This window comes from Pseudomonas sp. GL_117 (assembly GCF_057835125.1).
In genome coordinates this window covers 1,624,605-1,637,505 of the sequence record NZ_CM174418.1, presented here as the reverse complement: position 1 = coordinate 1,637,505, position 12,901 = coordinate 1,624,605, and the positions used below count along the sequence as shown (strand labels likewise).

The following is a 12,901-nucleotide window of genomic DNA, read 5'->3' as shown; positions in this document are numbered from 1 at the left end:
AGCAACTGAATGAGTCCCTGATAAGCGAAGGAAACCACTGCCAATGGTCATACGTGCGCCGACTATTTCTTATCCATCCCTCGTCAAACATCAAGCCCCCACACAACTGTCTGAACAAACACCTGAAAACAAACCTGCCACGACCATAGTGGTCGATGGAAACAAGAAAACCTACGTTGATCCGAATTACATAAAAGAAAAAAACAAACTTTATGCCGAACAAAACAAACCGCTTATTCCTGCTCACTATGCAGGTAAATCTACACTCACAACCGACCAGCGCCCCTTCAGCACGACCCGCATCGAATACAACCCCTTACACCGCGACAACGATGTAGAAATCACCAGAGAGCGCACCGTTCGTTACTCTACCAATAAAGCATTATCCCCCTCACTGACGAATGACGCCCTAGTTATAAAAACGGGTGACCAAGCAGACACTGTGCATATTGGCAAAGGAAAGAATGGCGCCCTCACGGCAAAAATAAACGAGCAGACTTATTCCATCCAACCCAGCGATGAACTCGGTTCCGGCCAAAAACTAGTCATTCAAACGCAGGGCGGCAATGACACCGTCACCATCGATGATGAGGTTGAGTCCGAGGTGATTGTCGAAGGTGGAGATGGGGATGACGTTATAAATGCCGGCGGCGGCCGCAGTCGCATCTTCGGTGGCGCAGGAAATGACACCATTCGCCTGGGTCGAGGCACAGGTTATGCCGAAGGCAACGACGGCAATGACACCATCTACGGTGGGCGCGGCAAAAGCGTCTTGTACGGCAACAACGGAAATGATCGACTATTCGGGTACACAGGGCCTGATGCAAACCCGACTTACATCGACGGTGGTGCAGGAAACGATCTGCTCGTCGGAGGCAGCGCGCACTCGGTGATGAACGGTGGTTTGGGTAACGATACATTGCTAGGCAAAGGCCGCAGCACATTCTATTCGGGCAATGGCAATGACTGCGTGATCTCCAATAACAAGGAGGACTTGATTTATGCAAAACCCACCGACCAGATACGCAAACAAAACGACACACGCTTTATACCTGTCACTTATGAAAACGTCGGTAAAACGGGCATTACCGTTGAAGGATCCGACGCGTTCAAACAGCGGGTCGAGGATGATTTGGAAATGTTGAGAAGTTCTCCTTCCGGACAGCAGATGCTTAAAGAGTTCGATGCATCCACATCACGCGTCGGAGCGCCATTGAAGATAACGGAAGCACAATCCGAAGATAACAGCTTCTACATGGGCCGCAATTCCAACTTTGATCAGCAAGTCAACGATGGAAAAAAACCCCATTCAGCAGAAGACCCAAATCTGGCGGTCATAAAAGACGGTATTCGCGGCAACCCGCTTACCCATGGAGAGCTGCAATACAATCGCTCGTATGTTGATAACGGCACGCATAAAAATCATCCCGCCAGCTACTTGTACCACGAGATGTCGCATGCCTATAACGGCAGAAATGGCACAGTGCTACCAGGTACGACCCAACGCGAGGCAAATGTTGAACGCCAAGCTGTTGGCTTACCCACCAATGCCGCCCCGTTTGACTTTGACAATGATCCAGCAACCCCGCCCACCGATACCAACCCCGACCCCTTTAATGAAAACGCCCTGCGTAAAGAAATGGGCGAGGCATTGCGCACCCGATACAGAGAGTGACACGGCCCTGAGGAAAAGCAGACGGAAGCTGGCACGGCGCAGCGGGCCTGAAGATCAACCCCGCGACTCGACCCCAAGCTCATCCCACACCGACTCCGCCAGGTGGAACGTCGCATTCGCCGCCGGTATCCCGCAGTAGATCGCGCTCTGCATCAGCACTTCCTTGATCTCTGCGCGGCTCACGCCATTGCTGGCGGCGGCACGCAGGTGCAGCTTCAACTCGTCATTGCGGTTCATGCCGATCAGCATCGCAATGGTGATCAGGCTGCGGGTGTGCCGAGGCAGGCCCGGGCGGGTCCAGATGTCACCCCAGGCGTGGCGGGTGATCATGTCCTGGAACTCGCTGTTGAACTCGGTCAAGGCATTGAGGCTGCGATCGACATGGGCGTCGCCCAGCACTTCGCGGCGCACTTGCAGGCCGTCGGCGTAACGTTGTTTCTCGTCCACAAAAAACTCCTCAGTGGGCCAGCAAAAATTCGACAACCAGGTCGCTGAACGCTGCGCCGGCCTGGACATTGGACAGGTGCGCCGCATAGAACTCGGCGTATTCGGCACCCTGCACATGGTTCTGGATAAAGTGGCTGCCCTCTGGTGGCGTAACAGCGTCGTCGGTACCGGCAATCACCAGGGTCGGGGCCTTGATCAACGCCAGTTGCTCGCGAAAATCCGCATCGCGCACGGCCGCGCAGTTGGCGGCATAACCTTCGGGGGATGTGGCGGCCAGCATGTCGGTGATCTGCTTGGCCTGGTGCGGGTTGGCCGCCGCAAAGTCGGCGGTGAACCAGCGCGCAATCGACGCATCACGCAGGGCGACCATTGCCGCCGTGCCGTCGCGCAGGACCATCTCGATACGCGGGTTCCAGATCTGCGGCGTGCCGATCCTGGCAGCGGTGTTGCACAGCACCAGGCGATGCAGGCGCTCGCCCGCATGGATGCCCAGCCACTGGCCAATCAAGCCGCCCATGGACAAGCCACAGAAATGCGCGCGTTGGATATCCAGCGCATCCAACAGCGCGATCACGTCGCGGCCCAGTTGCTCGATGCTATAGGGCCCTGGCGTGACCAGGGATTTGCCATGACCACGGGTATCAAAGCGCAGCACACGAAAATGCTCAGTGAACGCTGGGATCTGGATGTCCCACATGTGCAGGTCGGTGCCCAGGGAGTTGGACAACACCAAGACCGGCGCACCCACGGGGCCGTCCAGTTGGTAATGCAGTTCGCCATCGGCGAGTTGTACAAAGGCCACGGTGGTCTCCTCAAGCAAAATGTTCAGTGACGGCACGGCTGACCCACGTGCGGGCCAGCCCGAGGTAATGGCCGGGATCAAGCAGGCGGTCGAGTTCGGCCGCTGACAGTTCGGCGGTGACCTGGGGTTCGTCCGCCAGCACCGCACGCAAGTGCCGCCCTTCGGCGACGGCGCGTTTGCAGCAGTGTTCCAGCAGATGGTGTGCGGTCTCACGGCCCAGGCGCTGGGCGAGCACGATGCTCACGGCTTCGGCCAACACCAGGCCTTGGGTCAGATCGAGGTTTTGCGTCATGCGCTCAGGATCGACCTCCAAACCTTCACTCACCAGCAACGCCTGTTGCAGCGCGCCGGACACCAGCCGGCAGATCTCCGGCAGGGTTTCCCATTCGGCATGCCACAGGCCCAGGCTGCGCTCGTGTTCCTGAGGCATGGCGCTGAACATCGTCGCCACCAGCCCGGGCACGCGGGTGGCGGCGCTGATCAGCACGGCAGCGCCCACCGGGTTGCGTTTGTGCGGCATGGTGGACGAGCCACCTTTGCCCGGCGCAGAGGGCTCGAACACCTCGGCCGCTTCGGTCTGCATCAACAGGCTGATGTCGCGCCCCAGTTTGCCCAGGCTACCGGCGATCAGGCCAAGCACGCTGGCAAACTCCACCAGGCGATCGCGCTGGGTGTGCCAGGGTTGTTCGGGCAGGCTCAAGCGCAACTCGTCGGCCAAGGCCTGCGCCACCGGCAGTGCCTGTTCGCCAAGGGCGGCCAGCGTGCCGGAGGCGCCGCCAAACTGCAGCACCAGCAAACGCGGTTTCAATTCGGCCAGGCGTTGACGACTACGGGTCACCGCCCCCAGCCAACCGGCGATTTTCATCCCCAGCGTGACCGGCGTCGCATGCTGCAACCAGGTGCGTCCGGCCAGCGGCACGTCGGCATGGCGCTGGGCCTGGGCGGCGAGGATATCGCCCAGGCGCGCCAGGTCCGTTTCGATCAGCGTCAGCGCCTGGCGCAGTTGCAGCACCAGGCCGGTGTCCATCACATCCTGGCTGGTGGCGCCCAGGTGTACATAACGTTCGGCACCGGCGTCTTCACTGGCGATCAACTTGCCCAACGCCTTCACCAGCGGGATCGCCGAATTGCCCGCCGTGGCAATCGCCACGCCAAGGGCATCGACGTCGTACAGTGAGGCCAGGCAAGCCTGGGCAATCGACGCAACGGCGGCCTGCGGGATCAAACCCACCCGCGCCTCGGCCCGGGCCAACGCGGCCTCGAAATCCAGCATGCCCTGCAGGCGTCCCCTGTCGCAGAACACTTCGGCCATGCTGCCTGCCGTGAAGTAAGCGTCGAACAGTTGATTGCTCGTGCGCAGTGTCATAACCCGTCCCTTACAAGTCGTGGTGCAGGTACGCCGCCTGTTTCGGCAAGCGCAAGCTGAACAGAAAAGCGATTGCCATCATCGCTGTGACGTACCAATAAAAGCTGTTTTCCATGCCGATGGATTTGAGGCTCAGCGCGACGAATTCCGCCGAGCCGCCAAAGATCGCATTGGCCACCGCATACGCCAGGCCAACCCCCAACGCACGCACCTGGGGCGGGAACATTTCCGCCTTCACCAGGCCGCTGATGGAGGTGTAGAAGCTGACGATCGCCAAGGCCAGGGTGATCAGCACAAAGGCCAGGAACGGGCTGCTGACGGTTTTCAGGGTGAGCAGGATCGGCACGGTGAACAAGGTGCCAAGGCCGGCAAACCACAGCATCGAATTACGACGGCCGATCTTGTCCGCGAGCATGCCAAACACCGGCTGCATGCACATATACAGGAACAGCGCGCCGGTCATGATGTAGCTCGACGTCTTGGCGTGCATGCCGACCGTGTTCACCAGGTACTTCTGCATGTAGGTGGTGAAGGTATAGAAAATCAGCGAGCCGCCAGCGGTGTAGCCGAGCACCGTGATAAACGCTGCCTTATGGTCGCGAAACAGCGCGGCAATGCTGCCGGCGTCCTTGTCTTCGCGCATTTCCTTGCTGGTGGTTTCCTTGAGCGTACGGCGCAGCAGCAACGAGATCACCGCCGCAACGGCGCCGATCACGAATGGAATACGCCAGCCCCAGGCACGCAGCTCTTCTTCAGTGAGGATCTGTTGCAGGATCACCACCACCAGCACCGCCAGCAGTTGCCCGCCAATCAGGGTCACGTATTGGAACGAGGCGAAGAACCCGCGCTGGCCCTTGAGCGCGACTTCACTCATGTAGGTCGCGGTGGTGCCGTACTCGCCGCCCACGGACAAACCCTGGAACAGCCGCGCGATCAGCAGCAGGATCGGCGCCCACACGCCGATGTCGTTGTAGGTGGGCAAAAACGCGATGACCAGGGAGCCGGCGCACATCATCAGCACCGAGATCATCATCGAGTTCTTGCGCCCGTGTTTGTCGGCCACGCGACCGAACAGCCAGCCGCCGATGGGGCGCATCAGGAAGCCGGCAGCAAACACACCAGCGGTGTTGACCAGTTGCACCGTGGGGTTGTCCGAAGGGAAGAAGGCCGGGGCAAAGTAGATGGCGCAGAAGGCGTAGACGTAGAAGTCGAACCATTCGACGAGGTTGCCGGAGGAGGCACCGACAATCGCAAAAATCCGTTTGCTGCGTTCTTCTCCGGTGTAGTGACTGGTGGTTGTTGTCATGATTTTTCACTCAGTGGGAACGGTTATAGCCTAGACATACTTTGCAACAAGCTCGTTCCACAACAAGACCTTTAGAGGTGGGGTGGCCGAACTGGCCCTGTCGCAGGCAAGCCAGCTCCCACCTTTGACGGTGTTCACACATCAAGATGTGGGAGCTGGCTTGCCTGCGATGAGGCCCTCAAGACCACTTCAATAATCGAAGAACACCGTCTCCTTGTCGGTCCCCTGCAAAATCACATTCCACTGATGCACACCCTCTGCATCCTGCTTGGCAATCAACGTCTCACGCCGCTCAGCAGGTACACACGCCAACAACGGGTCATCCCCATTCATTGGCTCGCCCTCAAAATAAATCCGCGTGAGCAAGTGCTTCACCAGGCCCCGCGCAAACACCAGCACCACCAGGTGCGGCGCCTGGGTCGTGCCCTTGAGCCCTGGCACTGCGCCCGGTTTGATGGTGGTAAAGCGAAACCGCCCTTCCCCATCCACGGGTACGCGGCCGAAGCCTTCGAAGTTCGGGTCGACGGCCTTGTCCTGCTCGTCTTCCGGGTGGTCGTACTTGCCGGCGGCGTTGGCCTGCCAGACTTCCAACATAGCGTCGTTGACGACTTCACCGTTGCCGTCCAGCACTTGCCCGCTGATCGCCACGCGTTCGCCGAGGGTGGCGGCGGTGGTCAGGTCTTCGCGGTTCAGCCAGGTCAGGCCGATGTGGTAATACGGCCCGACGGTGTGGGACGTGGTCGCGTTGAGTGTCATCTCATTTCTCCATCGGCGTGGCGTCGCGGCCGCGCAGGACGATGTCCCAGCGGTAGCCGAGGGCATAGGAAGGAATGGTTTTTTCCAGGTCGAAACGGGCGATCAATCGTTCCTTGGCGCGGGTGTCCGGCACGCAGTTGTAGATCGGGTCGTATTCCAGCAGCGGGTCGCCGGGGAAGTACATCTGCGTGACCAGGCGCGTCAGCACGCTGGGACCGAACAGCGAAAAGTGGATATGCGCCGGGCGCCACGCGTTGTGGTGGTTGCCCCACGGGTAGGCGCCGGGCTTGATGGTCTGGAACTGATACCAGCCATCGGCATCGGTGACGGTACGGCCGGTGCCGGTGAAATTCGGGTCCAGCGGCGCGTCATGCAGGTCGCGCTTATGGTTGTAGCGCCCGGCGGCGTTGGCCTGCCAGATCTCCACCAGAATGCCCGGCACAGGCAGGCCATTCTCGTCGAGCACGCGGCCGTGAATGATGATGCGTTCGCCCTGGGGCTCGCCGTCATGCTGGGCGGTCAGGTCGTTGTCCTTCGCGTTGATCCGCTCGGCGCCGATGGTCGGGCCGGTGATTTCCGACAAGGAATGGGGCAGAAACACCAACGGCTGGGACGGCGAACGGACGTTCGTCGACTGGTAGGCCGGGTGCAGGTAATCAGGTTGAGTGCCCGCTTGCGGGCGCCGGTATCCAGGCTTGTCACTCATGGTGCAGTCCTCTTTTATTAGATGCGTTCAATCGCCAGGGCCAAGCCTTGGCCGACGCCCACGCACATGGTCGCCAGGCCTTTGCGGCCGCCGGTTTTTTCCAATTGATGCAAAGCCGTCAGTACCAGGCGCGCGCCGCTCATGCCCAGGGGATGGCCGAGGGCGATGGCGCCGCCATTCGGGTTGACCTGCGGCGCATCGTCGGCAATGCCCAGTTCACGCAGTACCGCCAAGCCTTGGCTGGCGAAAGCTTCGTTGAGTTCGATGACATCAAAGTCGGTGACCGCCAGACCGAGGCGCGCCACCAACTTGCGTACCGCTGGCACCGGGCCGATCCCCATTACACGCGGCGCGACACCGGCGCTGGCCATGCCCAGGACGCGGGCGCGGGCAGTCAGGCCGTGTTTTTGCACGGCCTCGGCGCTGGCCAGGATCAAGGCGGCGGCCCCGTCATTCACACCGGAAGCATTGCCGGCGGTGACGGTTTTGTCCGGGCCGTTCACGGGTTTGAGCTTGGCCAGGGCTTCCAGGGTGGTGTCCCGTGGATGCTCATCGTGTTCTACCAGCGTCTCGCCTTTTTTATGGGCGACCCGTACCGGCACGATTTCTTCGGCGAAGAACCCGGCGGCTTGTGCGGCGGCGGTGCGTTGCTGGCTGCGCAGGGCGAAGGCGTCCTGGTCGGCGCGGGAAACCTGGTAGTCATCGGCAACGTTGTCGGCGGTCTGCGGCATCGCATCCACGCCGTACTGGGCCTTCATCAGCGGGTTGATAAAACGCCAGCCGATGGTGGTGTCTTCCAGTTTCATCGTGCGTGAAAACGCCGCGTCGGCCTTGCCCATCACGAACGGCGCCCGGGACATCGACTCGACGCCGCCGGCAATCGCCAGCTCCATTTCGCCACTGGCGATCGCACGGAACGCGGTGCCGATGGCGTCCATGCCCGAGGCGCACAATCGGTTGAGGGTCACGCCGGGAATACTCTCCGGCAGGCCCGCGAGCAACAGCGCCATGCGCGCGACGTTGCGGTTGTCTTCACCGGCCTGGTTGGCGCAGCCGAGGAATACTTCGTCGACGGCATTCCAATCCACCGACGGGTTGCGCTCGATCAGCGCCTTGATCGGCAACGCCGCCAGGTCATCGGCGCGTACCGTGGCCAGGCCACCGCCGAACCGGCCGATGGGCGTGCGGATCGCGTCGCAGATAAATACGTCACGCATCAGGCTTCTCCTGGCGCTTGGCCGTGGGCGGCCGCCGTGCGCGCTTCGAGGTCACGCAGGGCGCTCAGTTCCAGGTCGGTCGGTGCGGCGGTGGTGCTGACCTGGTCGGCAAACCGAATCGCCCAACCAGTGGCGGCCACTACTTGCTCGCGGGTCACGCCGGGGTGCAGCGCGGTGACCACAAACTCATGGGTGCCCACTTCCGGTTCCATGATGCACAGATCGGTAATAATCCCGACAGGACCGGCGCCCGGCAGGCCCAGACGCTTGCGCGAATCGCCGCCCTCGCCGTGGCCGACCGAGGTGATGAAGTCCAGCTTGTCGACAAACGAACGCGCCGACTGTTTGAGGATGATCAGCACGCTCTTGGCCGAGCCGGCAATTTCCGGTGCGCCACCGGCACCCGGCAGGCGCACTTTGGGCTGGTGGTAGTCACCGACCACGGTGGTGTTGATGTTGCCGAAGCGGTCAACCTGCGCTGCGCCGAGAAAGCCGACGTCGATGCGCCCGCCTTGCAGCCAGTAGCGAAAGATCTCACCCGTGGGCACGACAGTGTCGGCGGTTTCCGCCAGCTCGCCATCACCGATAGACAGCGGCAACACGCTGGGCTTGGCGCCAATCGGGCCGGACTCGTAGATCAGCACCACGTCCGGCGAGGAGGTCAGGCGCGCCAGGTTGGCAGCCTTGGACGGCAAGCCGATGCCGACGAAACACACGGAGCCGTTCTGGAGACGGCGCGCGGCAGCGACGGTCATCATTTCATTGGTCGAGTAAGCCATTACTGGGCCTCCTGCTGTGTGGTCAGCTTGGCCTGGAATTCACTGAAGTCGGCAGTGCCGTGGATGTATTCATCGATCCAGGCGGTAAAGGTCTCACGGTCACGGGCGATGGGGTCCCACGCCTGGTAGAAACGGTTGTCGCGCTCGTTGTAGCCGTGGGCGTAGGACGGATGCGCGCCACCGGGTACATGGCACACGGCCGTCAGGGCCCAGGTCGGCAATACGCAGCTGTTCATCGGTGCATTCAGGTCATCGACGATTTCTTCCACGGTGACGATGCAGCGTTGGGCCGCCAGGGCCGCCTCCTTCTGCACACCGAGAATGCCCCAGAGCAGCACGTTACCCTTGCGGTCGGCCTTTTGCGCGTGGATCACGGTCACGTCCGGGCGCACCGACGGCACCGCCGCCAGCACTTCGCCGGTGAACGGGCACGTCACGCTCTTGATCAGCGGGTTGACCTTGGGCAGGTCGGAACCGGCGTAGGCACGCAGCACCGCGAACGGCAGGCCGGAAGCACCGGCGACGTAGGCATTGGCCAGGTCGGCGTGGCTGTGTTCTTCGATCTCCAGCGGTTGCGGCCATTGCTTCTCGACCGCGTCGCGCAGGCGGTGCAGGGAACCCACGCCCGGGTTGCCGCCCCAGGAGAAAATCAGCTTGCGGGCGCAACCGGCACCGATCAATTGGTCGTAGACCAAGTCAGGGGTCATACGCACCAGCGTCAGGTCTTTCTTGCCCTGACGAATGATTTCATGACCCGCTGCCGTAGGGATCAGGTGGGTAAAACCTTCGAGCGCAACGGTATCGCCGTCGTTCACGAAGCGCTTTACCGCGTCGGTCAGGGTGAGCATTTCAGCCATGGGGTTGGGCTCCCGGTGTGGATCAAAAAAGGCGCGGAGGTGGCGCCGAAGTGCTTTGAAGGTTAAGTCGGGGGAATGCGCCAAACAATCCGATAATCGACTCAGTGTTCGATTATCGAACCGATTGTTGTCTAGCTAATCTTTCCTACATGCAGGCCTAAAGTGGGCACGGCCCCCTGTGGGAGCGGGCTTGCTCGCGAATGCGGTGTATCAGTCAACTCATGTATTCACTGACCCACCGCATTCGCGAGCGAGCCCGCTCCCACATAAGCCCGGTCGGCATAGAATCAGCGCCAAGCGCTAGGTCGCATCCGCATGACTGACCATGCCCTTGATCACCACCGCAGCCGTGGCCAGCGCAGCCGGAATCACCAGTGCCGTCAGCACTTGCTCGAAATTCCAGCCCAGCCCCAGCAGCGTCGCGCCCATCCAAGCGCCGAGGATCGCGCCGAAGCGACCGATGCCGAGCATCCACGACACGCCCGTGGCACGGCCCTGGGTCGGGTAGAAACGTGCGGCCAGCGATGGCATCGCCGATTGCGCACCGTTGACGCACATCCCGGCGATCAACACCAAGGTTGCCAGCAGCGTGATGTTGCCCAGGCTCTGGCCGACCGCGTAGGCAAACACCCCGGCCAACAGGTAGAAAGTGCCGATGACCTTGTGCGGATTGAACCGGTCCATCGCCCACCCCACACCGACCGCACTGAGCACGCCACCAAACTGGAACAGTGCTCCGATAAACGCGGCCTGTTCCATGCTGGCGCCGCTGTCGCGCATCAGGGTCGGCAACCAACTGGTCAGCAGGTACACGATCACCAGGCCCATGAAGTAGGTCAGCCACAACAGCAAGGTGCCGGCGCTGTAGGTGCCGGAGAAGATCACCGCGAAGACGTTGCGCGCCTTGACGGTTTTTTGCTCGGGCACGCTGAACGCAGTGGCTTGGGCGACGATATTCGGTTCGATGGGCGCCAGGGTCTTGCGCACCTTGTCGGTGCCGCGATTGCGCACCACCAGGTAACGCGCCGACTCCGGCAGCCAGAGCATCAGCACCACCACCAGGATCAAGGGCAGAATGCCGCCGATCATCAACAGGGCATGCCAGCCGAACGCCGGGATCAGCTTGGCCGAGATAAACCCGCCACCGGCCATGCCCAGGTTGAAACCGCAGAACATGCTGGTCACCAGCAGCGACTTGTGGCGCTCGGGGGTGTATTCGGAGAGCAGCGTGGTGGCATTCGGCATGCCCGCCCCCAGGCCGAGCCCGGTGAGGAAGCGCAGCACCAGCAACTGGTCGACGTTACTGCTGTAGGCCGACGCCAGGCTGAACGCACCAAACACCAGCACCGCGCCGACCAACACCACTTTGCGCCCGAAGCGGTCGGCCAGCGGACCCGAACCGAGGGCGCCGAAGACCATGCCGATCAACGCGGCGCTCATCACCGGGCCGAGGCTGGCGCGGTCGATGCCCCAGTCCTGGGACAAGGCCGGCGCGATAAAGCCCATGGCCGCCGTGTCGAGGCCATCGAGGAAGACAATCAGGAAACACAGGATCACCACACGCCACTGGTAGCGTGACAGCGGCTGGGCGTTGATGAAGGACTGGACGTCCAGGGTAGTACCGACAGAAGGCTGATTCATTATTGTTATTTCCACACCGATGGGCGGGCTGACAACCTTTGGTCGTCATTATTATTGGGGCGCGCCCTAGAGCGCTGCCGCACATTAATAAGCCAGGGGAAACATCGTCAATTGACCGAGCCGGGATCTGTGCGGTCACCGAACACCTTAGGTAAACAGCTGCGCGCTCAGTTCGCGACTGGCGCTGAGCATACTCGGCAGGAAACGCTGCTCCAGCTCGTTGCGGCTGACGCGTCCGGCGTGGGTGCTGACGTTGAGCGCGGCCAACACCTGGCCAGACGCGTCATACACCGGCACGGCGATGGAACGCAGGCCCTGCTCCAGTTCCTGATCGACGATGCACCAGCCCTGCTGACGTACTTGTTGCAGGCAGTCGAGCAAGGCCGTCGGCGTGGTCAGGGTGCGGCTGGTCTTGGTTTGCAGGTCGGCGTGGTCGAGGTAGTCCTGTAAAGAGGCGTCGTCCAGTGCGGCAAGGAGGATGCGGCCCATCGAGGTGCAATATGCCGGCAGGCGGCCGCCTACCGACAGGTCGACCGAGATCAGGCGCTGGGTCGTGGCGGAGCGGGCGATGTAGAGGATGTCATCACCCTCGAGGGTGGCCATGTTGCAGGCTTCGTGGAGTTGCTCGCTCATGCGGTCCAGATAAGGCTGCGCCGACACTGCCAGCGGCGTGGACGATAAGTACGCATGGCCGAGGGTCAGCACTTTGGGCAGCAGCGAATAGGTGCGCCCATCGGTGGTGGCGTAGCCGAGCTTGATCAGTGTGTAGAGGCAACGGCGCACGGCGGCGCGGGGGATTTCGGTGCGGTGGCTGATTTGCGCAATGGTCAGGTGCCGCTTGCGCTCCTGGAACGCCTGCACCACGGCCAGGCCACGGGCCAGGGAGGTCATGAAATCCGGATCGCCGGTAAACGCCTGAATCCGCTTGGCCGGTGAAGCCACGATCGGTGGCGCCACTGATGCGAAAGAGTTGCGCAGTTGATCGTTCATCTCAGGGATCCTTTTTCTTGTTTTCAACCACAGAAGGTTTGGCCTCTATTACAAGCCGTGCGGGTCGCCAGACACAATGTCCGCCCCGCAACGCTGGGCGATTATCGAACACATATCCGATTATCGCAATTTACCCCGCCCGGATCATAAAGCTGGGTGGCGCCTCGCAACAGCATGAAGAGGAGATATTTCTTGACGCCAGATTTTCAGCAATTACGCACGCGCTCAAGTAACAGAACGCTCACACAAAGTTGTCGATTTTTAACTTTATGGTGATAGTGTTATTCAAATGCGCCGCTATACTGCAAGCTGTGCAGAGGTCAGCCCGGTTTGATAATCGGGATCAGAGCTCGCCAGGC

General features: G+C 61.2%; 12 protein-coding genes. 1 reads left to right on the top strand and 11 read right to left on the bottom strand.

From position 1 onward, the window contains the following. Positions 1-43 precede the first annotated feature (43 nt). Positions 44-1,675, top strand: coding sequence for a M91 family zinc metallopeptidase (locus tag AC3ISR_RS07335; RefSeq protein ID WP_463984398.1), 1,632 nt, complete (start codon positions 44-46; stop codon positions 1,673-1,675). Between the two features lie 54 nt (positions 1,676-1,729). Here AC3ISR_RS07335 and pcaC read toward each other — a convergent pair whose 3' ends face one another. From pcaC to pcaR, 11 genes are all read right to left on the bottom strand, one after another. Then, positions 1,730-2,122 carry a 4-carboxymuconolactone decarboxylase gene (gene pcaC, locus AC3ISR_RS07330; protein WP_192299278.1) on the bottom strand — a complete coding sequence of 131 codons (393 nt, stop codon included), beginning with the start codon at positions 2,120-2,122 and terminating at the stop codon, positions 1,730-1,732. 10 nt (positions 2,123-2,132) lie between these two features. After that, on the bottom strand, positions 2,133-2,924 hold the full coding sequence (gene pcaD / locus AC3ISR_RS07325; RefSeq protein ID WP_192299279.1) for a 3-oxoadipate enol-lactonase: 792 nt from the start codon (positions 2,922-2,924) through the stop codon (positions 2,133-2,135). 10 nt (positions 2,925-2,934) lie between these two features. After that, complete coding sequence (locus AC3ISR_RS07320) at positions 2,935-4,290, bottom strand: 3-carboxy-cis,cis-muconate cycloisomerase (protein ID WP_463984397.1); 1,356 nt, start codon at positions 4,288-4,290, stop codon at positions 2,935-2,937. A gap of 10 nt (positions 4,291-4,300) precedes the next feature. Continuing rightward, positions 4,301-5,596 (bottom strand): MFS family transporter, encoded by a 1,296-nt coding sequence (locus AC3ISR_RS07315; protein WP_463984396.1) that lies wholly within the window; start codon positions 5,594-5,596, stop codon positions 4,301-4,303. Positions 5,597-5,785: 189 nt separating this feature from the next. Continuing rightward, the gene (gene pcaG / locus AC3ISR_RS07310) at positions 5,786-6,352 is read right to left on the bottom strand and encodes a protocatechuate 3,4-dioxygenase subunit alpha (protein ID WP_192299282.1); all 567 of its coding nucleotides are present in this window, start codon (positions 6,350-6,352) and stop codon (positions 5,786-5,788) included. 1 nt (position 6,353) lies between these two features. Beyond that, the gene (gene pcaH / locus AC3ISR_RS07305; RefSeq protein ID WP_192299283.1) at positions 6,354-7,058 is read right to left on the bottom strand and encodes a protocatechuate 3,4-dioxygenase subunit beta; all 705 of its coding nucleotides are present in this window, start codon (positions 7,056-7,058) and stop codon (positions 6,354-6,356) included. 17 nt (positions 7,059-7,075) lie between these two features. Then, complete coding sequence (pcaF, locus tag AC3ISR_RS07300; RefSeq protein ID WP_463984421.1) at positions 7,076-8,278, bottom strand: 3-oxoadipyl-CoA thiolase; 1,203 nt, start codon at positions 8,276-8,278, stop codon at positions 7,076-7,078. Then, positions 8,275-9,054, bottom strand: coding sequence for a CoA-transferase subunit beta (locus tag AC3ISR_RS07295; protein WP_463984395.1), 780 nt, complete (start codon positions 9,052-9,054; stop codon positions 8,275-8,277). Before AC3ISR_RS07295 ends, pcaF begins: the two co-directional genes overlap by 4 nt. After that, entirely contained in the window at positions 9,054-9,911 is an 858-nt protein-coding gene (locus tag AC3ISR_RS07290) for a CoA transferase subunit A (protein ID WP_226455225.1), read from the bottom strand. The genes AC3ISR_RS07295 and AC3ISR_RS07290 overlap by 1 nt, the downstream gene beginning before the upstream one ends. A 300-nt stretch (positions 9,912-10,211) precedes the next feature. Then, positions 10,212-11,552 (bottom strand): 4-hydroxybenzoate transporter PcaK, encoded by a 1,341-nt coding sequence (gene pcaK, locus AC3ISR_RS07285; RefSeq protein WP_226457709.1) that lies wholly within the window; start codon positions 11,550-11,552, stop codon positions 10,212-10,214. Positions 11,553-11,699: 147 nt separating this feature from the next. Continuing rightward, positions 11,700-12,542: a pca regulon transcriptional regulator PcaR gene (pcaR, locus tag AC3ISR_RS07280; RefSeq protein WP_192299287.1), complete on the bottom strand. Its 843-nt coding sequence runs from the start codon at positions 12,540-12,542 to the stop codon at positions 11,700-11,702. Positions 12,543-12,901: the final 359 nt, after the last annotated feature.